This window comes from Gluconacetobacter sacchari, from assembly GCF_014174255.1.
Taxonomy (GTDB): domain Bacteria; phylum Pseudomonadota; class Alphaproteobacteria; order Acetobacterales; family Acetobacteraceae; genus Gluconacetobacter; species Gluconacetobacter sacchari.
Genome location: NZ_JABEQJ010000013.1, coordinates 18,526 through 38,770, shown reverse-complemented (window position 1 = coordinate 38,770; position 20,245 = coordinate 18,526). Strand labels below are relative to the sequence as shown.

14 protein-coding genes are annotated in these 20,245 nt (G+C 66.6%); 8 read left to right on the top strand and 6 right to left on the bottom strand.

Features of this window, described 5'->3' with window-relative positions; translation table 11 throughout:
- Positions 1-49 precede the first annotated feature (49 nt).
- A complete protein-coding gene (locus HLH48_RS11190) occupies positions 50-1,099 on the bottom strand; it encodes an MBL fold metallo-hydrolase (RefSeq protein WP_182997595.1) in 1,050 nt (349 codons plus the stop codon).
- Between the two features lie 477 nt (positions 1,100-1,576).
- Here HLH48_RS11190 and HLH48_RS11185 point away from each other — a divergent pair, with 477 nt between their 5' ends.
- Together HLH48_RS11185 and HLH48_RS11180 are read left to right on the top strand one after the other, a co-directional pair.
- Entirely contained in the window at positions 1,577-2,551 is a 975-nt protein-coding gene (locus HLH48_RS11185) for a TolB-like translocation protein (protein WP_182997594.1), read from the top strand.
- A gap of 364 nt (positions 2,552-2,915) precedes the next feature.
- Positions 2,916-4,208: a DEAD/DEAH box helicase gene (locus HLH48_RS11180; RefSeq protein ID WP_182997663.1), complete on the top strand. Its 1,293-nt coding sequence runs from the start codon at positions 2,916-2,918 to the stop codon at positions 4,206-4,208.
- A gap of 159 nt (positions 4,209-4,367) precedes the next feature.
- On the opposite strand, the gene gabT is transcribed toward HLH48_RS11180, so the two are convergent.
- Positions 4,368-5,639, bottom strand: coding sequence for a 4-aminobutyrate--2-oxoglutarate transaminase (gabT, locus tag HLH48_RS11175; protein ID WP_182997593.1), 1,272 nt, complete (start codon positions 5,637-5,639; stop codon positions 4,368-4,370).
- Between the two features lie 261 nt (positions 5,640-5,900).
- Here gabT and HLH48_RS11170 point away from each other — a divergent pair, with 261 nt between their 5' ends.
- Complete coding sequence (locus HLH48_RS11170) at positions 5,901-7,583, top strand: Na+/H+ antiporter (protein ID WP_182997592.1); 1,683 nt, start codon at positions 5,901-5,903, stop codon at positions 7,581-7,583.
- Positions 7,584-7,656: 73 nt separating this feature from the next.
- Here HLH48_RS11170 and HLH48_RS11165 read toward each other — a convergent pair whose 3' ends face one another.
- The 4 genes from HLH48_RS11165 to HLH48_RS11150 form a co-directional block, all read right to left on the bottom strand.
- Positions 7,657-7,920: a mitochondrial import receptor subunit TOM20 gene (locus HLH48_RS11165; protein WP_182997591.1), complete on the bottom strand. Its 264-nt coding sequence runs from the start codon at positions 7,918-7,920 to the stop codon at positions 7,657-7,659.
- Between the two features lie 165 nt (positions 7,921-8,085).
- Positions 8,086-9,156, bottom strand: coding sequence for a histidinol-phosphate transaminase (gene hisC, locus HLH48_RS11160; RefSeq protein WP_182997590.1), 1,071 nt, complete (start codon positions 9,154-9,156; stop codon positions 8,086-8,088).
- 106 nt (positions 9,157-9,262) lie between these two features.
- The gene (locus HLH48_RS11155; protein ID WP_182997662.1) at positions 9,263-9,811 is read right to left on the bottom strand and encodes an ankyrin repeat domain-containing protein; all 549 of its coding nucleotides are present in this window, start codon (positions 9,809-9,811) and stop codon (positions 9,263-9,265) included.
- A 34-nt stretch (positions 9,812-9,845) separates the two neighbouring features.
- A complete protein-coding gene (locus tag HLH48_RS11150; RefSeq protein ID WP_182997589.1) occupies positions 9,846-10,916 on the bottom strand; it encodes an MBL fold metallo-hydrolase in 1,071 nt (356 codons plus the stop codon).
- Between the two features lie 400 nt (positions 10,917-11,316).
- Here HLH48_RS11150 and tkt point away from each other — a divergent pair, with 400 nt between their 5' ends.
- The 5 genes from tkt (at position 11,317) to HLH48_RS11125 (ending at position 20,131) form a co-directional block, all read left to right on the top strand.
- On the top strand, positions 11,317-13,425 hold the full coding sequence (gene tkt / locus HLH48_RS11145) for a transketolase (protein ID WP_182997588.1): 2,109 nt from the start codon (positions 11,317-11,319) through the stop codon (positions 13,423-13,425).
- Between the two features lie 118 nt (positions 13,426-13,543).
- A complete protein-coding gene (locus tag HLH48_RS11140) occupies positions 13,544-16,411 on the top strand; it encodes a bifunctional transaldolase/phosoglucose isomerase (RefSeq protein WP_182997587.1) in 2,868 nt (955 codons plus the stop codon).
- 112 nt (positions 16,412-16,523) lie between these two features.
- Positions 16,524-17,519: a phosphogluconate dehydrogenase (NAD(+)-dependent, decarboxylating) gene (gnd, locus tag HLH48_RS11135; RefSeq protein WP_182997586.1), complete on the top strand. Its 996-nt coding sequence runs from the start codon at positions 16,524-16,526 to the stop codon at positions 17,517-17,519.
- 240 nt (positions 17,520-17,759) lie between these two features.
- Positions 17,760-19,292, top strand: a complete 1,533-nt coding sequence (gene zwf / locus HLH48_RS11130) for a glucose-6-phosphate dehydrogenase (protein WP_182997585.1) — start codon at positions 17,760-17,762, stop codon at positions 19,290-19,292.
- Complete coding sequence (locus HLH48_RS11125; RefSeq protein ID WP_182997584.1) at positions 19,289-20,131, top strand: Cof-type HAD-IIB family hydrolase; 843 nt, start codon at positions 19,289-19,291, stop codon at positions 20,129-20,131. The genes zwf and HLH48_RS11125 overlap by 4 nt, the downstream gene beginning before the upstream one ends.
- Positions 20,132-20,245 lie beyond the last annotated feature (114 nt).

Below are 20,245 nucleotides of genomic sequence, written 5' to 3'. Positions count from 1 at the left end.
CCAGACGACAGATGTAAGCTCATGCCTTCCCGACAGCGGACGCCCAATCTTACGGCACCATCCCTATCGCTCTACTCCACGGTATCGGTGCCTGATGCATCGCGTAGACGGTCTGCGGCGCGATATGCGCCCGCGCAACCGCCTTTGCCACTTCATGCATTAGTTCGGGATTATACAACGAATTGTCCGGGTTCAGTACCAGCGTGTCGCTCGCGTAAAGCAGTTTCGCATCGGGCCAGTAAACCATGTATTGCCGCTCGGTCGACGGCCCCCGGATCGGGATCAGCATGATCGGATTGCGAAGGCTGGGAATCGCAAGCGCCTGATCCACCATGTGCCATTGCGGCGGCCGGGGATGACGGGCAAGGTCGTCGGGTCGCAGGGTATGAGGAGCAGCGATCAATCGATCCAGCAACGGTCGGTTCAGATCGAGCTGATAGACCTGAATACCCCGTGCCACCGCTTCCCGCAGTCCTGCGACATGCGGCCAGGAGTCCGTTGTCGAGATCACGGCCTTGACGGGCTTGCCCGGCACGAGGCGTGCGGCAGCATCCAGCGCCTGTGCCGTATAGGACGCGGAAATCGGCGCTTCGAGCAGAATCAGGCCATCGTCCTGTTCGATCACGCTGACATTCCATGCCCCCTGGAATAGCCAGACCCCGGGAATGATCGTTTGCGCCTGTGGTGGAAACGGCCGGTCCCATCCCGGCGACCGCAGGCTTTTGGCGGCTGCCGCTGAATCGACGGGGAAGGCCTCGCTTGCCAGAGCCGGATCGAATCGCACGTCCAGATATTGCTCGTGAGCCGTTTCCTGGCCGTTGCGCTGATCGACCCGGCTCGCGGGGAAAAGCAGGCCGCCGACATCCTGCCAGCTGTCGAGATAGATGCGCTGATTGACGTCGCCCCAGACATTCCAGAGATCCTCGAATGTCCGGATCCGTTCGATCGCGTCGGGCAAATGGCTTCCGGCATTCAGGACGAGACGAACCGGCTGCTCGTGATCCGTGAATGTCACCACCATATGCGGTGCCGCGTGCAGCCATTCGGGCGCGGCGTAGCGTAGATCGGGCGCCTTTGCTGCGGCCTGTAGCAGCATCATCGGCTCGTCATGCAGGATATCGTCAGGATTGTTCCGCTTCCTCACGATGGCCGATGATAGCATATCGTGCCGTTCGCACGCCGGCCAGGCGACTCGCGCCACCCATGGCCTCAAGCGCCAAGCCGATGCACGCGTGGGGCGTAGGGCCGGCGCAGCCGGGTGCTTCATGCGCCAAGGTGACGGGCGTCCCATCGGGCGGCGGCGCAGCGGCACAGAGAAAAACCGGCATGCTCGCGCAGGTAATTGCCATGAAGATTCGGTTCGCAGGAGTCATAAATACCGTCTCAACGAGAGTAGCCAATCTGCATTACGCATATTGCGGCAACTGCCATGCAGGAGTTACCGCAAATTACCTTTCTATAATCTTATTATGATTCATGTTTGAGAGCGGACGGTTCGTGGTTATCGTCGCTTCCAGAAACGTTACGGCGGCGGCGACATCGCCGTCAACGCCCAGCAAGGAGACTGGCAACGTCAATGGTACGCCCTTCCTTGCTCGGACGATGGGGCCTCGGACTGGCCCTTCTCGCAGGTATGACGCAAACTGCGCTCGCCGGGGATAACCCTCCCGTTTCCCCCGCCGGGTTCGGCGTATTCCAGCCCTTCTCCAGCGATCCGGGCTTTACTCTGAACGCCGCATTCACTCCAGATGGCAATACCGTCTATTTCTCCAAAAGCCAGCCGACATGGGATGGCTTGACCATTTTCGCCGCGATGCGACGGCACGGCCTATGGTCCGCCCCTCAAGTCGCACCGTTCTCCGGAGTGGACAAGGACACCGACCCGGCCGTGTCCCCTGACGGCACGTCGATCGTGTTCGCCTCGATCCGTCCCGCCACCGGGGCGGTCTATCGCTTGTATCGATACGATTTCAAGACCGGCCTGACCACGCTGGCCCTGCCCGAGCCAGCTTCGGCGACCGACAATGACCTTTATCCGAGCTTCACCCGAGCCGGCGTCCTGTATTTCATGAAGATGGGCTCAACCGGAACGGCGATCTATCGCGCCGCGCCGGTAGGTCATGGGTTTGCGGCACCGTCGCCCATCGTCATCCCTGGTGCGGATAAAACGACCCGCGACATGGATCCGACCATCGCGCCGGATGAGAGCTTCATTGTCTTCGCCAGCAACCGTGCGGGCACGCTGGGCGCAAAGGATCTGTTTATCGCGTTCCGAACCACAACCGGCTGGTGTACGCCGTTGCATTTTGATGCCCCGATCAACAGCACCGGCAACGAGGTCGCAACCGGTTTATCACCGGATGGGCAGACGTTATATTTCTCCAGTGCCCGCTCAAGTGTCACGACGCCGCGCACGAAACCAGCCAACAGCGCGGCTTTCCGCTTGGAGCAGGCCAATTATGCCAACGGACTCATGCGGCCCTACAAAGTGTCGATCGGCGCGTTCGTTGCGATGCACCGGCCCATTGACGATGTGTGCAGTCATCTATGATGATGCGAGTTCCCGCCAAAGGCGCGCAAGGAGACAATCCCGCGAGGAAAAACCGCATGGAGGGGTGTCTTGTGCCGACGCGTACGCATTACCGGCTGTTGCAACTTTCTCTAGGAAATCTCGCCTGCTTGTTTAGCGCCATCCTGTCGTGCAGCGGCGCTCCTGCGACGCCGAACCCTTCATTCGAACCGAGCATGAACTCAGGAGACGTGTTCAGCAACGCTTTCTCGATCCAGCGTTCCGTAACAGCCCCTGCTCCTCGCGTTGACGCAATGCGGCATCTCCCGTAAGAACCCCCGCGTCCCCAACCAGCGAAGCCCGAACAGGCGCAGCCTTGACTGAGCGCCGGAGGCGCCGCTTGACCATGTCCATGACGTTCGCCGATCTCTCCCTGGCGCCGGCCCTGCTGAGCGCGCTGGCCGAGGAAGAGTATGTCACCCCCACCCCGATCCAGGCCCAGTCGATCCCGCTGCTGCTGGAGGGCCGCGACCTGCTGGGCATGGCCCAGACCGGCACGGGCAAGACGGCCTCCTTCGCGCTGCCGCTGCTGCATCGCCTGGCTGCGTCGCCTCGCCCGGCGCCCAAGGGCGGCGCCCGCGTCCTGGTTCTCGCGCCCACGCGCGAACTGGTCTCGCAGATCGCGGATGGTTTCGAGAGCTTCGGCCGTCATCTCGATTTCAGCGTGACGACGATCTTCGGCGGCGTCAGCCAGTTTCATCAGGTCAATGCCCTCAAGGCGGGTGTCGACATCATCGTGGCCGCGCCGGGGCGGTTGCTGGATCTGGTCGATCAGGGCCTGTGCGACCTGTCGCAGCTTGAGGCACTGGTGCTCGACGAAGCCGACCAGATGCTCGATATGGGTTTCGCCAAGCCGATCGAACGCATCGTCGCGACGTTGCCCAAGGACCGGCACACGGTGCTGTTTTCGGCAACGATGCCGAAATCCATCGCGGCGCTGGCTGAAAGCCTCCTGCGCGACCCGGCACGGGTCGAGATCGCTCCGCCCTCGACCACTGTCGACCGGATCGAACAGTCGGTCATGTTCGTTGATGCCGCAGACAAGAAGGCGGCATTGCTGCACCTGCTGCAAACGCCCGGCATCGGCCAGGCGGTCGTCTTCACGTTGCAGAAGAACATCGCCAACGACGTCTGCGCCTTCATCACCGAGGCCGGTATCACGGCGGAGGCCCTGCACGGCAACAAGTCGCAGGGCCAGCGGGAGCGCGCGCTCGATGCCTTCCGCGCCGGCACCGCGCGAGTCCTGGTGGCGACGGATATCGCGGCGCGCGGCATCGATGTCGATACCGTCACCCATGTTTTCAATCACGATCTGCCCAGCCTGCCGGAAAGCTACGTCCACCGTATCGGCCGCACCGGCCGCGCCGGGCGCAACGGCTTTGCCATCACGCTGTGCGATGCCGAGCAGCGCGTCTGGCTGCGGGATGTGGAACAGGAAATCGGTCGCACCCTGACCGTCCAGGACGATCACCCGTGGCATTCGGAAGCGGCGCGCAACTCGACCATGCGTCCGCCCCTGCTGGGCGGCGCGCCGCCCAAGGAAATCAAGCCGCAGCAGAAGCGCGAGCGCAAAGTCTGGACCGAGGAAGAGAAGCAGGCCGCGCGGGCAGCCGCCAAGATGGCCGCCGGGGCCGCCTGACCAGGCGGCCGCTGCCCGCCACCAAAGGGCAGCGCACTGTGGAAACCAAATGACTGGGGTGCAGGGCCTCAGGCCCTGCCGGGTTCAGGGCGGAGCCCTGGATTCAAATCGCTCACGGCAAAGAAGAGGCCGTTCCTTCCAAAACAGCCTCTCCACATTTCAGGCCGCCAGAGCCTGCTCGATCATCGCCAACCCCTCCTCGATCACGCTGTCAGGTGCGGTCAGGGGCACCAGGATGCGAACAGTCTCGCCCAGCACACCGCAGGACAGCAGGATCAACCCACGTTCGGCCGCACGGGCGCAGATGATGCCGGCGCCACCCTTGCGCGGGGTCTTGCCGTCGGCTTCCAGAATGTCGAAACCGATCATCGCACCGGGCCCGCGCGCGGCGCTGAAGGGCACCAGCCCCGGCTTGCCGCGCAGCGCGTCCAGCCGGTCGCGGATGCGCGCGCCGATCACGTCGGCGCGTTCCACCAGCCCTTCCTCGGCAATCACGTCCAGCACCGCCAACCCGGCGGCGCACGCCAGCGGCGCGCCGGCATAAGTGCCGCCCAGCCCGCCGGGGCCGACGGCATCCATCAGCTCGGCCCGGCCGATCACGCCCGACAGTGGCATGCCGCCGCCCAGCGACTTGGCGACGCACACCAGGTCGGGCGCCACGCCGGACAGTTCGATGCCGAACATCCTGCCGGTGCGGGCAAAGCCGGTCTGCACCTCGTCGGCGATCAGCTTGATCCCGTGCGTGTCGCAGACCGCGCGCAGGGCGTGCAGCAATGCGGCGGGGGCGGCGCGGAAGCCGCCTTCGCCCTGCACGGGTTCGATGATGATGGCGGCGACCTGCGTCGGGTCGATATCCGCGGCGAACAGCAGGTCGAGCGCGCGCAGGCTGTCGGCGACCGAACTATCGCCGGCCGGGAAGGGCAGGTGATAGACGCCGCCGGGCATGGTGCCGAACGGTGCCTTGTAGGGCTGCACCTTGCCCGTCAGGGCCGAGGCCAACAGCGTGCGGCCATGGAATCCGCCGGTAAAGGCCACCACGCCGCTGCGCCCGGTGGCGGCGCGGGCGATCTTCACCGCGTTCTCGGTGGCTTCGGCGCCGGTGGTGAACAGGATGGTCTTGGCCGGGCCGGGAAAGGGCGCCAGCGCGTTCAGCCGCTCGGCCAGCGCGATATAGGATTCGTACGGCGCGACCTGGAACGCCGTATGGGTGAACAGGTCGAGCTGCCGCCGCACCGCCTCCATCACCTTCGGGTGACGATGCCCGACATTCAGCACCGCGATGCCGCCGGCAAAATCGATGTAGCGCCTGCCTTCGACATCCCACAGTTCGGCATTTTCCGCCCGGGTGGCATGGATGGTGGTGGCCGAGCCGACGCCGCGCGGCACTGCCGCCTCGCGCCGCGCCTGAAGGGCGGAATTGCTGGATGACATGCTCGCCTGTCCTCGTTGTCTGAAGGGCTGATCGCGGGGGAGGGGGCGCCACCGCCGACGCCGTACCGATGGCGCTTGTATCGTCCGCGTGTTCTGGGCGGGAGACGCCTTGTCGGTCGTTGGTGGTGCCTTTCTGTCACCATCGTGTCATGGAGCCTCCGGTGGTCAGTCCGGGAGGGCATGTGTATGGTGCGCCCATCTTGGACCGGAGGTGCTGTCCGCCTCGCGCGCCAAAGCGGGGGAACAGGTCGAAGACCGCCGATGCATGACGTTATCCTCAGCCTGATCCTGTTGTTTGTCGCGGCCTTCAGCAGTCTGGCCGTACGTCTGCTGCCGGTGTCGGTTCCGCTGCCGCTGTTGCAGATCGCCCTGGGCGTGCTGGGGTCGATCGCCGGGCTGCATGTCAGGCTGGATCCGGACATGTTCATGCTGCTGTTCATTCCGCCGCTGCTGTTTCGCGACGCGTTCCATATGCCGATGCGCGAATTCGGGCAGTTGCGCACGATCATCTTCGCCCTGGCGGGGCCGATGGTCCTGGCGACGACCATCCTGTGCGGGTACGCGATTCACTGGATGCTGCCGCTCCTGCCGCTGCCGGTCTGCTTCGCTCTGGCGGCGGTCCTGTCGCCGACCGATGCGGTGGCGGTGGGCGGCATGCTGGGCGCCTCCGTGCCGCGCACCATCGTCCACATGCTCGAAGGCGAGTCCCTGCTGAACGATGCCTCGGGCCTGGTCTGCTTCCGTTTCGCGACCGTCGCGGCCATGACCGGCGCGTTCTCGCTGCGCGGGGCGCTGACCACGTTCAGCCTGCTGTCGCTGGGCGGGATCGCGATCGGCATCGGCGTCTGCCTGGCGGCGGCGCGGCTGGACAAGATCCTGCTCGCCCGGGGGTATGACGATCCGCCGACCCAGATCACCTTCATGCTGCTGCTGCCTTTCGCCGCCTACATGTCGGCCGAGGCGGTCGGCTGCTCGGGCATCCTGGCGGCGGTGGCGGGCGGCATGACCATCAAGCTGACCGGCGTGCTCCAGGAAACCCAGATCACGACGCGCCTTCAGGCCCGCACGATGTGGGACATGGTCGGGTTCATCTTCAATTCCGTCATCTTCCTGCTGCTGGGCCTGCAACTGCCGGCGCTGGCGGGCAGCGGCATGGCGCTGGTACGGTCCGCCGACCGCTCGCCCTGGCTGCTGCTGCTGCTGATCGTCGCCATCCATCTGGCGATGTGCATCCTGCGCGTGGCCGGGGTGGCGCTGATCCTGGGTGCCGCGGCCTGGCGGGCCCGGCATGATCACGGGGTGTTCCGCTGGCCCGGCTGGCGCGGATTGCTGGTCACCACCGTCGCGGGGGTGCGTGGCGCCGTCACGCTGGCGGCCGTGCTGTCGCTGCCGCAGGCGGCCGAGGGCGTGGCGGGCTTTCCCGCGCGCGACCTGCTGGTGACGGTGGCGGTCGGGGTGATCCTGGTGTCGCTGCTGATGGCCAGTTTCACGCTGCCCTGGCTGACGAAGGGTCTGACCGACGGCGATGTCGACCCCCAGGCGCGCGAAGTCAGTTGGGCGCGGCTGGTCCTGGTCCGCACGATGCTGCGCGCCATGCGCGACGAGCAGCAAAGCCTGACCACCCGCGCCAAGACACGCGACGAGGCCGGCGAAATGCGGATCGAAATCATCGCCCGGCTGATGCAGGAATATGAAAACCGGATGAATCAGTTGCGCCGCAACACCAGTGGCGAGGCCAGTGCCGCCCAACTGGTGTCGATCCGTCGCATGAGGCTGGAACTGGCCCTGCGGCTGAACAACCTGCGCACCTCGCGGATCGAGCTGCGCAACCTGCGGGACGCCCAATATATCAACGACGACACCGAATCCGTCCTGATGCAGGAAATGGATTACGAGGAACAGGTGTTGAGGAACCGGGCACGCAGCCTCCCCCGCGTGAGCTAGCAGGCCGTCAGGGGGCGGTGAAATGGGGTGCAGGGGTCAGCGCGACCCCTGCCGGATTCGGGCGGGCCCGAGGTCAGAGCGTGCGCGGGCGACGGGGGCCACGGCCCTCGGTGCGCGCGGGGCGGGTGCCGGGGCTGGAATCCTTCAGCACCGGCGCCGCGGCCAGTTCGGCTTCGAGCTGGCGGATGCGCTTCTGCACGCTTTCGCGCAGGGTCGGGGCGGTGTGCGACTTCATGGCCGCGAGCGTTTCGCGCAGGTCGCGCAATTGCTTCTGCTTTTCCGCGTGCGTGCGCCGGATTGGCTGGTTGTCGGACATCTGGCCGTGAAATGCGCGCATGATGGTGGTGTCCATGTCAGAATAATGAAAATGACCGGGCAGGCCCGGACGATGGTGAAGAAACGCGCCAGGCGCGCAAACGGCCATGAGCGGGTACCAGAGCCCCTGGCCGCAGGGCGCCCCCGCCGGAGGCCCGGGGGCCCGTGTCCGGTAGAGGATCGGCGGTCAGTCCGCGTTTCGGTTCAGGATGGCTTTCAGCGCCTCGGCCAGGATCCGACACTCTTCGTCGGTGCCGACCGTGATGCGCAGCCATTCCACGATCCGGGGTTCCCTGAAGTGACGCACGATGATCGACCGTTCCCGCAGAGCGGCGGCCAGAGTGGCGGCATCACGATCAGGGTGGCGGGCGAACACGAAGTTCGCCTGCGAGGGCAGGACCTCGAACCCCAGAGTCTTCAGGCTGGCGACCAGCCCGCTTCGCGTTTCTATGATTTTTCCCGTGGATCGCGCAAGCCATTCCCGATCGTCGATCGCGGCTTCCGCGCCCGCCTGGGCCAGCCTGTCCAGCGGGTAGGAATTGAAGCTGTCCTTGACGCGGTTCAGCGCCTCGATCAGGTCCGGCTGGCCGATCGCATAGCCCACGCGCAGCCCCGCCAGCCCGTGCGACTTGGACAGGGTGCGCACCACCAGCAGGTTCGCGTGGTGTCGCACCAGCGGGATCGCGGTCTCGGCGCCGAAATCGACATAGGCCTCGTCGATCACCACCACCCGGTCGGGGTGGGCGCGCAGCAGGGTTGCGATGTCGTCAAGCCCCAGCGCGATGCCCGTCGGCGCGTTGGGGTTGGGCAGCACGATGCCGCCGCACGGGCGGCAATAGGCCGCGACATCGACGCGCATCGCGCTGTCCAGCGGCACCCGTTCATGGGCGATGTCGTACAGGCCGCAATAGACGGGATAGAAGCTGTAGGTGATGTCGGGCGTCAGCAGCGGCGCGTCGTGCCGCAGCAGGGCCTGGAAAGTGTGGGCCAGCACCTCGTCCGATCCGTTGCCGATGAAGATCTGGTCCGCTTCCATCCCATGCGCCCGGGCGATGGCGGCGCGCAGCCGGTCCGAGCCGGGGTCGGGATACAGGCGCAGCGTCTCGTCGGCGGCGGCGCGAATCGCCGCCAGCGCGGCCGGTGACGGCCCATAGGGCGATTCATTGGTGTTGAGCTTGATCAGGTTCGCCAGTTTCGGCTGCTCGCCCGGGACATAGGGTGTCAGGCTGTGGACGATGGGGCTCCAGAAACGGCTCATGACGGGTTCCGCTGACGCAAGGCTGTGAGGCGCCCCGGCTGATGCCGGGCCGCGTTCGTTCTACCGCAAGGCGCACCGGACGGATATGCCCCGCCCCGCATGCGTGTCAGGCGGCCGGCGGTGCCGGCATCCGCGCGGCGAGTTCGGTCAGGCCCAGCCGCCCGGCCAGCAGGCGCGCGCTGTTGCCCTCGCCGTCGCGCAGGTCGGGGTCGGCCCCGCTGTCCAGCAGGAAGGTGGCCATGGCGGCGCGGTTGAACATGACGGCGAAGATCAGCGGCGTGCGGCCCGCATGGTTCGGCGCGTCGAGAGCCGCCCCCGCCGCGATCAACTGCCGCGCCACCGCCAGGTCGCCCTTGAAGGCGACGCCGGCCAGGGCGGTCGCCCCCTTGTCGTCGCGCAGGTCCACGCTGGCGCCGCCCGCCAGCAGTGCGGCGACGGTGTCGGCATGGCTGTTATAGGCGGCCAGGATCAGCGCGGAATGTCCGCGCTCGTTGCGCGTATCGGGGTCCATCCCGGCGTCGAGAAAGCTGGCCACCAGGTCGGCCTGGCCGTCGCGCGCGGCGTCGAGGAACAGGCGGCTGATCTGTTCGGGGGTGAAGGAGGGGGCGTCTTCATCCGCCGGGACGGACGGGGTGTCGGAATTGGTGTGGGTCATCATGGTCTCGCTGCGGCTGGTCCTGGTGCCGGTTCTAGCCGCTGGCGCCCTGGGGCGCGAGGCCGCGATGCGCGCGGGCCTCGCGCGCGGCGGCCAGGGCGCGGCATTCGCCGTGGCCCAGCCCGACGAAGCGATCCGCCGCCAGCCCGGCGGCGGCGCGGGCGGCGGCCAGGCGGCGCAGCGGTTCGTCATAGGGTTCGTCGGTCAGGCGGAAGGTACCGTAATGCATGCCCACGGCTTGCCCGGCCTCCAGGTCGATCATGGCCGACACCGCCTCCTCGGGCGTGATATGGACCGGCTCCATCAGGAAGCGCGGATCATAGGCGCCGACGGGCAGCAGCGCGATGTCCGGCGCGCCCAGCCGGGCGCGGATCTGCGCCCAGTGCCGGCCGTGGCCACTATCGCCGGCAAAGAAGACCGATGGTGCCGGCCCGTCGCCCGTGGGGCGGATGTCGAACCCGCACCACAACGCCCGGTTGGCGTCGAAGGGCGTGCGCGCCGATCCGTGCCGTGCCGGCGTGCTGGTGACGCGCAGCGCGCCGATGTCATGCCCCTGCCACCAGTCGCATTCCACGATGGTGTGCAGGCCGGCCTTGCGGATATGGCGCGCATTGCCCGGCGCGGTGACGACGGCGGGCGCGTCGCGACGGGCGAGCGCGGCCAGGCTGGGCAGGTCCAGATGGTCGTAATGGCAATGCGATACCAGCACCAGGTCCACCCGGGGCAGCGCGTCGAGGCTGCGCCCCGGCGGCAGCACGCGGCGCGGGCCGGCCCAGCGGACCGGCGAGCAGCGGTCGGAGAAGATCGGGTCGGTCAGCACCGTCAGCGCGGTGCCGTCGGCCCGGGGCAGGCGCAGCAGAAAGGTGCTGTGCCCGATGAAGGTGACATGGACGGTGCCGGGGGCGGGCAGGGCGTACGGGTCGCCGGTCGGTGTCGCGACGGGCGGGACCGACCAGGCGGGCAGGCCCCGCCTGCGGCGCTGCCAGCGCAGGATCTCCCCCAGGCCGCCCTGCCGGGCACCGGCGGCGGCCGGCAGGATGGCGGCCGGGTTGAAGAATCGGCGTCCGTCGCAATGATCCGACATCGGAAGGCGGGATGGCGGCATGGGCGTCTCCTTGGTCTCGATTTTGTTATGGCGTGTCCTGGCGCGCCAGGAAAATGCGCGCTTCGGAAAATCGGTCGAGAATTCGTGAAAATTCGGGACTGGAAACCTGGCGCCACCGGGCGCTGTAATAGTGGCGGTCATTCCGGCGTCGCGGGACGACTTGCTCAGGATGGGGGGACCGTGACAAGGTTGCCCCGGTTTTTCATCCGGTTTGCCTGCCAGGGCCATACCCGGATGACAAAAAAATGAAGAATAAGGTCCCAGTGGACGGGTGATGACCGCCCTTCTGTGACAAATCTTGTCCGTCGTCATGCGCACTGCCGCATGCGGCGGGAGTCGGGCGCGGAGCCCGGTCAGATGAGCGAGACAGGGTAACTCCCCATTGGAAGAAGGTGGTTTAATGCGTTCTATGATCACCCAGCCCGTTCGGGCGTTCGAGGGTGCGGCGGCAGGGCCGTCTGCCGAGGATCTGCTGTGTATCGATACGATTCGTACCCTGTCGATGGATGCGGTTCAGAAGGCGAATTCCGGGCATCCGGGCACGCCGATGGCGATGGCGGCACCTGCCTTCGCCCTGTGGCAGAACGTGCTGAGTTACGACCCGGCTGATCCGCTCTGGCCGAATCGGGACCGTTTCGTGCTGTCGATCGGTCACGCGTCGATGCTGATCTATTCGCTGATCTATCTGGCCGGCGTGCGCGACGTGAGGCACGGCAAGGTGCTGGACGCCCCGGCCCTGACGCTGGAGGACCTGAAGCAGTTCCGCCAGCTCGATTCCCGCACCCCCGGCCATCCGGAATACCACCACACGGCGGGCGTCGAGACGACGACCGGGCCGCTGGGCCAGGGCTGCGGCAATTCGGTCGGCATGGCGATCGCCGAGAAATGGCTGGCCGCGCGCTTCAACAAGCCGGGCTTCGACCTGTTCGACTATCATGTCTACACCTTCTGCGGTGACGGCGACATGATGGAGGGCGTGGCCAGCGAGGCCGCCTCGACCGCCGGCCATCTGAAGCTGGGCAACCTGACCTGGATCTATGACAGCAACCGGATATCGATCGAGGGCTCGACCGATATCGCCTTCACCGAGAATGTCGGCAAGCGCTTCGAGGGCTATGGCTGGCATGTGCTGGAAGTCCGCGACGCCAACGACCAGGGGGCGTTCCTGGCGGCCCTGGCCGACGCCAAGGCCGAGACCAGCCGTCCGACCCTGATTATCGTCCATTCGGTCATCGGTTTCGGCGCGCCCAAGAAGGCCGGGACGGCCTCGGCGCACGGCGAACCGTTGGGCGAGGAAGAAATCCGCGGGGCCAAGAAGGCTTACGGCTGGCCTGATGAGAAAACGTTTTACGTCCCCGACGGCGTGCAGGCCACGTTCCAGAACGGGCTGGGCGCCCGTGGCGCCGCGGCCAGCGCGAAATGGAAGGCGCTGTACGCCACCTACGCCAAGGAATATCCCGAACTGGCGACGGAACTGGACGAGATCCTGACCGGACGCCTGCCCGCCGGCTGGGACAAGGACATCCCGACTTACGAGGCCAGCGCCAAGGGCGTGGCGTCGCGCCAGAGTTCGGGCGAGGTGCTGAATGCCATCGCGCCGAACCTGCCATGGCTGATCGGCGGCTCGGCCGACCTGTCGCCCTCGACCAAGACCAACCTGACCTTCCAGGGCGCGGGCGCGTTCCAGCCGCCGGAATGGAACGGCACCTATGGCGGGCGCAACCTGCATTTCGGCGTGCGCGAGCATGCCATGGGCTCGATCTGCAACGGCATCTCGCTGTCCGGCATTCGGGCCTATTGCTCGGGCTTCCTGATCTTCTCGGATTACATGAAGCCGCCGATCCGCCTGTCGGCGCTGATGAACCAGCCGGTGGTGTATATCTTCACCCATGATTCGATCGGCGTGGGCGAGGACGGCCCGACCCATCAGCCGATCGAGCAACTGGTGCAGCTCCGCGCGACGCCGGGCGTGACCACGCTCCGCCCCGCCGACGCCAACGAGGTCGCCGAGGCCTGGCGCACCCTGATCCCGATGACCGACCGCCCGTCGGTGCTGATCCTCAGCCGGCAGAACCTGCCGACGCTGGACCGCACCGTCTATGCCCCGGCGAGCGGTCTGGCCAAGGGTGCCTATGTGCTGGCGGACAGCGACGGCGCGCCCGACATCATCCTGATGGCGACGGGCAGCGAGGTCGGGCTGGTGGTTTCGGCCTACGAGACGCTGAAGGCAGAGGGCGTGAAGGCGCGCGTGGTGTCCATGCCGTCATGGGACCTGTTCGAGGCCCAGCCGAAGGAATACCGCGACAGCGTGCTGCCGCCGTCGGTCACGGCGCGTATCGCGGTCGAGATGGCCTCGCCGGTCGGCTGGGACCGCTATGTCGGGTTGCAGGGCGCGATCATCGCCATGCATGGCTTCGGCGCCTCCGCCCCGGCCGGCGCGCTGATGAAGAAGTTCGGCTTCACGGTCGACGCCGTGCTGGCACAGGCCCGCGCGCTGCTGGCCAAATGATCACCCGTGGCCGCTCCCTCCGCCTGGCGAAGGGGCGGTCCGGCCCGGATTGATCGGAAAGAGACGGGGCTGGCCGGCCCGATGCCGGCCAGCCCCGCCATGAAAAAGGAGCAACACCATGAACGTCGTACAAAAGGCGGGTGTGCAGGGCAGCGCCAATCCGCTGAAGGCGCTTGAATCGTTCGGCCAGTCTCCCTGGCTGGATTTCATCCAACGGTCGTACACCGAAAATGGCAGCCTGAAGAAGCTGGTGGACGAGGACGGGCTGAAGGGCGTGACCTCCAACCCCGCCATCTTCCAGAAGGCCATGGGCCAGGGCACGGATTACGATCCGCAATACAAGGACATTCTCGCCCATCGCATCGTCGATGCCGGCACCTTGTACGAGACCATGGCCATCGACGACATCAAGGCCGCGGCCAAGGTACTGTATCCGGTCTATGAGGAGACCAAGGGGCTGGACGGCTATGTCAGTCTCGAAGTCTCGCCCTATCTGGCCCGCGACACGCACGGCACGGTCGACGAGGCGCGACGCCTGTGGAAGGCGGTCGATGCCCGCAACCTGATGATCAAGATCCCCGGCACCGACGAGGGCGCGCCGGCGGTGCGCACCGTGATCGCCGACGGGCTGAACATCAACGTTACCCTGCTGTTCTCGCTCGACGCCTACAAGGCGGTGCTGGAAGCCTATATCGCGGGCCTGGAAGACCGTCACGCCAAGGGCCTGCCGGTGTCCGGCATCGCCAGCGTCGCCTCCTTCTTCGTCAGCCGCATCGACGGCAAGATCGACAAGGCGATCGACCAGCGCGTGGCGGCCGGCGACAAGGACGCCGAGACGCTGAAGGTCCTGCGCGGCAAGGTGGCGATCGCCAATGCCAAGATGGCCTATCTGCACTGGCAGGAGGTGACGAAGTCCGAGCGCTGGCAGAAGCTGGCGGCCCTGGGCGCGCAGACCCAGCGCCTGCTGTGGGCCAGCACCGGCACCAAGGACAAGGCCTACAGCGACGTGCTGTATGTCGAGGAACTGATCGGGCCCGAGACGGTCAACACCATCCCGCCCGCGACGTTCGACGCCTTTCGCGACCACGGCAAGGTCCGCGCCTCGCTGACCGAGGATGTCGAGGGCGCGCGCCATGTGCTGGCCGAGGCCGAGCGGCTGGGGCTGGGCCTGGCCGGCGTGACGGCGACGCTGGTCGACGAGGGCGTCTCGTCCTTCGCCGATGCGTTCGACGACCTGCTGGGCTCGGTGGCCGGCAAGCAGAACGCCCTGCTGGGCGACAAGCTGACGGCAACGAAGCTGGACCTGCCGGCCGAGATCGACGCGGCGGTGAAGGCCAGCCTGGAATCCTGGCGCAAGGACGGCACCGTGCGCCGCATCTGGGCGCGCGACGCCACGGTATGGACCGGCAAGGACGAGGCCAAATGGCTGAAATGGCTCGGCATCGTCGATGACCGCCTGGCCGACTTGCCGGCGCTGGAAGCCTTCCAGGCCGACGTGAAGGCAAGGGGCTTCAAGGACATCCTGCTGCTGGGCATGGGCGGATCGAGCCTCGGGCCGGAAGTGCTGGCCGAGACCTTCGGCAAGCATGAGGGCTTCGGGCATCTCTACGTGCTCGACAGCACCGATCCGCAGCAGGTTCGCGCCTTCGAGAACAAGATCGACCTCGCGAAGACCCTGTTCATCGTCTCGTCCAAATCGGGCGGCACGCTGGAGCCGAACATCCTCAAGGCCTATTTCTTCGAAGCCGCGAAGAAGGTGCTGGGCGACAAGGTGGGCAGCCATTTCGTGGCGGTGACCGATCCGGGCTCGCACATGGAAGAGGTCGCGAAGCAGGACGGGTTCTGGAAGATCTTCTACGGCGAGAAGGAAATCGGCGGCCGTTATTCGGTCCTGTCGAATTTCGGCATCGTCCCGGCCGCCGCCTCCGGCGTGCCGTTGAAGCCCTTCCTGGACAGCGCGCTGCATGGCGTGCGCGCCTCCGCCGCCTCGGTGCCGCCCACGCTCAATCCGGGCGTGCTGCTGGGCACCGTGCTGGGTGTCGCGGCGACGCAGTTCGGGCGGGACAAGGTCACGATCGTCGCCTCGCCCGGCATCTACGATCTGGGCGCCTGGCTGGAGCAGTTGATCGCGGAATCGACGGGCAAGATCGGCAAGGGTCTGGTCCCGATCGACCAGGAAACGCTCGGCGCGCCCGCGCTGTACGGCAAGGATCGCGTCTTCGCCTATCTGCGCCTGGCATCGAAGCCCGATGCCGAGCAGGACGAGGCGATCCGCGCCCTGGTCGCGGCCGGCGAGCCGGTGGTGACGATCACGCTGCACCATCCGCTCCAGATCGCGCAGGAATTCTTCCATTGGGAATTCGCCACCGCCGTCGCGGGCGCGATCCTGGGGATCGATCCCTTCGACCAGCCGGATGTCGAGGCCTCGAAGATCGAAACCAAGAAGCTGACGACCGCCTACAACGAAACGGGCACCCTGCCGGCGGAAACGCCGTTCGCGACCGACGGTGCCTTTTCCTTCTTCGCCGACCCGACCAACGCGGCGGCGCTGAAGGGCGGTTCGACGGCGGAGATCCTGAAGGCCCATTTCGGCCGGGTGAAGGCGGGCGATTATGTCGGGCTGCTGGCCTATGTCGAACGCGACGAGGCGACCATCGCCTGGATCCAGGCCACCCGCCTGGCTATTCGCGACGCGCTGAAAGTGGCGACGGCGGCCGAATTCGGGCCGCGCTTCCTGCATTCGACCGGCCAGGCCTACAAGGGCGGCCCCGACAGCGGCGTGTTCTTGCAGATCACGACGGACGATGTCGCCGACCTGCCGGTACCGGGCGAGAAATACACGTTCGGCGTGGTCAAGGCCGCGCAGGCGCGGGGTGATTTCGACGTGCTGGCCGAACGCGGCCGGCGCGCGCTGCGGGTACACATCACCGGCGATCTGGCATCGGGCCTGCGGGCACTGGGTCAGGCGATCGCCGCCGCCCTCTGAATCTGGACGGCCCCGCCCGCACGCGGGCGGGGCACCCCCGGTTTCATGAAAGAATCGTCCGGGGGGCTGGCTTATGCGCGGCACCGTGCCGCGCCATGGAGATGGAACGAATATGCAAATCGGCATCATTGGCCTGGGTCGCATGGGCGGCAACATCGCCGTCCGCCTGTCGCGCCACGGGCATGACGTGGTCCTGTTCGATCGCGACCCCGCCACGGTGGGCAAGGTCCGCGACCGGACCGAGGGCGGGCGCGGCGTCGCCGCCGACAGTGTGGCCGACCTGGTGGGCAAGCTGACGGCGGCGCGCAAGATCGTCTGGTTGATGCTGCCGGCCGGCGAGATCACCGAGGCGGCGGTGCAGGAACTGTCGGGCCTGCTGGGCCGTGACGATATCCTGATCGACGGCGGCAACACCTATTACAAGGACGATATCCGCCGCGCCGCCCAGCTTGCGGAAAAGGGCATCCATTATATCGATGTCGGCACGTCCGGCGGCGTGTGGGGCCTGGAGCGCGGCTACTGCATGATGTACGGCGGCACCAAGGACTCGGCCGACCATATCGACCCGATCCTGGATGCTCTGGCGCCGGGCAAGGGCGACGTGGCCCCCACGCCCGATCGCGACAAGCCGGGCCTCGACCCCCGCGCCGAGAAGGGCTACCTGCATTGCGGCCCCGCCGGTTCCGGCCATTTCGTGAAGATGGTCCATAACGGCATCGAATACGGCATGATGCAGGCCTTCGCGGAAGGCTTCGACATCATGAAGAGCAAGAACGCGCCGCTCCTGCCCGAGGACCAGCGCTTCGACCTGAACATGGCCGACATCGCCGAAGTCTGGCGTCGTGGCAGCGTGGTCTCGTCCTGGCTGCTGGACCTGACGGCGGAAGCCCTGGCCAAGAACGCCTCGCTGTCCGAATTCACCGGCGAGGTCGCGGATTCCGGCGAAGGCCGCTGGACGCTGGAGGCCGCGATCGAGGAATCGGTGCCGGCGCCGGTCATCACCGCCTCGCTGTTCACGCGCTTCCGCTCGCGCACCGGCAACAATTACGCCGAGAAGATCCTCTCCGCCATGCGCTTCGGCTTCGGCGGGCATGTCGAGAAAAAGTAAGCTATTGCGTCAAAGACGGTAAAGTCGTGCCTGTGGAATGCATTCCACAGGCACGTATCGAAAGCGTGATCGTGTTGCGGGCCAATGATGAAGAGGCGGCCGACCTTCGTTCCTTTTTGAACCTTTTTGAAAAAAAGAACCGGAAAGCTCTGATTCGTTCATGCGTTTTCCGCCGATGCCTCGGAACGACCTCTCGATGCCCACAACACCGGATGGAAACAATACAGGGAAACGTCCCACATGGATGGAATCATCGCGTCCGCGTCCTCCGAGGTCGAAGGGAGCAGCCATCCGCCACGGCGCGCGCCACCATGCGCCTTCGTCATTTTCGGCGGCGGCGGTGACCTGACGAAGCGGCTGCTGGTGCCTGCCATCTACAATCTGGCCTGCGCCGGACTGCTGGATGACGCATTCTCGATCGTGGCCGTGGACTGGGCGGATCTGTCCGACGACGTGCTGCGCGCGCAGTTCCACGAGGCGTTGCAGGAGTTCGTGGCGCGGCGCGGCACGGCCGCCACCACGCTGCGTCCGGATATCTGGGCCTGGCTGTCGAGCCGGATTTCCTACCTGCGCGGATCGTTCGACGAGGCATCGACCTTCGCCAGCCTGGGCGAGCGGATCGGGTCGGGCAATGCCGTGTTCTATCTGGCCGTCGCGGCCCGCTTCTTCGGGTCCATCAGCGACCGGCTGGGCGAGTCCGGGCTGGTCGTGGAAACCGACGGCTCGTTCCGTCGTGTGATCGTCGAAAAGCCTTTCGGCCACGACCTTCACTCCGCGAAGGAACTCAATCGCCACCTGCTGGGCGTGCTGCGCGAGCGGCAGATCTATCGGATCGACCATTACCTGGGCAAGGAAACGGTCCAGAACATCCTGGCGCTGCGCTTTTCCAACGGGTTCTTCGAGCCGCTGTGGAATCGGCAGAATATCGACCACGTCCAGATCACGGCGGCCGAGACCGTGGGGGTGGAGCGGCGCGGCCGCTTCTACGAGGGCACGGGCGCCCTGCGCGACATGGTGCCCAACCATCTGATGCAGCTCCTGGCCATGACGGCGATGGAAGCCCCGGTTTCCTTCGACGCCGACGCGGTGCGCGACGAGAAATCCAAGGTGCTGAAGGCCGCGCATTGCGTGGGGGCCGACGACATGGTGCGCGGCCAGTATGTTGCCGGCATGCTGGGCGGCGAAGACGTGCCCGCCTATCGCGACGAGCCCGACGTGGCGCCGGATTCGCAGACCGAAACCTATGTGGCGATGAAACTGGCGGTCGATAACTGGCGCTGGGCGGGGGTGCCGTTCTACCTGCGCACCGGCAAGCGTCTGGCGGAACGCCGGACCGAGATCGCGATCCATTTCCGCCATGCGCCCTACGCGCTGTTCCGCGACACGCCGGTCGAGCGGCTGACGCCCAATATCATGACCATGCATATCCAGCCGACCGAAGGCGTGACCCTGCAATTCGGCGCCAAGGTGCCGGGCCCGACCGTGCGGCTGGGCGGCGTGCGGATGAAGTTCGATTATTCCGAATGGTTCAGCGACGGGCCCAGCACCGGCTACGAGACGCTGATCTATGATTGCCTGATCGGCGATGCGACCCTGTTCCAGCGCGCCGACAATATCGAAGCTGGCTGGCAGGTCGTACAGCCGGCGCTGGACTGGAGCGCGCGGGTGGGGGCGGCGCCGCTCTGCGCCTATGCCGCGGGCTCCTCCGGCCCTGTGGAGGCCGATGCGCTGCTGGCCCGCGACGGTCGCCACTGGCTGGCGCTGGGTAAATGAGCGCGCCCGGATCGACCGATCGTCCCGGCCCGTCCGGGCGTGTCCGGCTGGTGGTCTCGGACATCGACGGCACGCTGGTCACGCCCGACAAGCACCTTACGCCCGCGACGCTCGACGCGGCGCGGGCATTGCGCGCGGCGGGCATCGCGCTGTGCCTGGTCAGCAGCCGCGCGCCGCGCGGGATGGAGATGTTCCTCGGGCCGCTGGAAAACGACACGCCTTATGCCGGGCTGAATGGCGGGCTGGTGACGCGGGCGGACGGCACCATCCTGTCCCGACGCTCGCTGGCGCCCGACACGACGCGCGAGGCGGTGACGGCGTTGCGCGAGGACGAGGTGAGCGCCTGGCTGTTCATCGGCCGCGACTGGCTGCTGACCGATCCGCACGGCCCCTATGTGGCGCGCGAGCGCCAGACGGTGCAGACCGACCCGGTGGTGGTGCCCGATTTCTCCGGCCATTACCATGACGTGGGCAAGATCATGGGCGCGTCGAACGATTATCCGCTCCTGGCGCGGGTCGAGGCGCGGCTGGGCACCCTGCTGGCCGGACGTGCCAGCGTGCATCGCTCGTCGGATTATTACCTGGATATCACCCATCCGCAGGCCAACAAGGGCTATGCCGCCATGGAGTTGGCGCGCCTGATGGGGGTCGATATCGCCGAGGTGGCGTGCATCGGCGACATGAACAACGACGTGCCGATGCTCGACGAGGCCGGTGTCGCGATCGCGATGGGCAACGCGCCCGAGGTCGTGAAGGCGCACGCCCATTTCGTGACCGCTGCCAATACCGAGGACGGCTGGGCGCGGGCGATGCATGATCATGTCCTCCCGCGCGCCTGATTCGCGGGGCGCCGCCCCGCACCCCGCCAAGGGCGGTCGCCTTTGGCAACCAGTTGAACGACCAGGGGTGAAGGGGGCGACCGTCCCCTTCCGGGTTCGGGCAGAGCCCGGCCT

What these genes read in the sequence shown, in the direction of transcription:
- HLH48_RS11180 (WP_182997663.1), top strand. Translation starts at nt 2,916, where the DNA reads ATGTCCATGACGTTCGCCGATCTCTCCCTGGCGCCGGCCCTGCTGAGC.
- HLH48_RS11185 (WP_182997594.1), top strand. Translation starts at nt 1,577, where the DNA reads ATGGTACGCCCTTCCTTGCTCGGACGATGGGGCCTCGGACTGGCCCTT.
- HLH48_RS11165 (WP_182997591.1), bottom strand. Translation starts at nt 7,920, where the DNA reads ATGCGCGCATTTCACGGCCAGATGTCCGACAACCAGCCAATCCGGCGC.
- HLH48_RS11150 (WP_182997589.1), bottom strand. Translation starts at nt 10,916, where the DNA reads ATGCCGCCATCCCGCCTTCCGATGTCGGATCATTGCGACGGACGCCGA.
- HLH48_RS11170 (WP_182997592.1), top strand. Translation starts at nt 5,901, where the DNA reads ATGCATGACGTTATCCTCAGCCTGATCCTGTTGTTTGTCGCGGCCTTC.
- HLH48_RS11190 (WP_182997595.1), bottom strand. Translation starts at nt 1,099, where the DNA reads ATGATGCTGCTACAGGCCGCAGCAAAGGCGCCCGATCTACGCTACGCC.
- hisC (WP_182997590.1), bottom strand. Translation starts at nt 9,156, where the DNA reads ATGAGCCGTTTCTGGAGCCCCATCGTCCACAGCCTGACACCCTATGTC.
- zwf (WP_182997585.1), top strand. Translation starts at nt 17,760, where the DNA reads ATGGATGGAATCATCGCGTCCGCGTCCTCCGAGGTCGAAGGGAGCAGC.
- HLH48_RS11125 (WP_182997584.1), top strand. Translation starts at nt 19,289, where the DNA reads ATGAGCGCGCCCGGATCGACCGATCGTCCCGGCCCGTCCGGGCGTGTC.
- tkt (WP_182997588.1), top strand. Translation starts at nt 11,317, where the DNA reads ATGCGTTCTATGATCACCCAGCCCGTTCGGGCGTTCGAGGGTGCGGCG.
- gnd (WP_182997586.1), top strand. Translation starts at nt 16,524, where the DNA reads ATGCAAATCGGCATCATTGGCCTGGGTCGCATGGGCGGCAACATCGCC.
- HLH48_RS11140 (WP_182997587.1), top strand. Translation starts at nt 13,544, where the DNA reads ATGAACGTCGTACAAAAGGCGGGTGTGCAGGGCAGCGCCAATCCGCTG.
- gabT (WP_182997593.1), bottom strand. Translation starts at nt 5,639, where the DNA reads ATGTCATCCAGCAATTCCGCCCTTCAGGCGCGGCGCGAGGCGGCAGTG.
- HLH48_RS11155 (WP_182997662.1), bottom strand. Translation starts at nt 9,811, where the DNA reads ATGACCCACACCAATTCCGACACCCCGTCCGTCCCGGCGGATGAAGAC.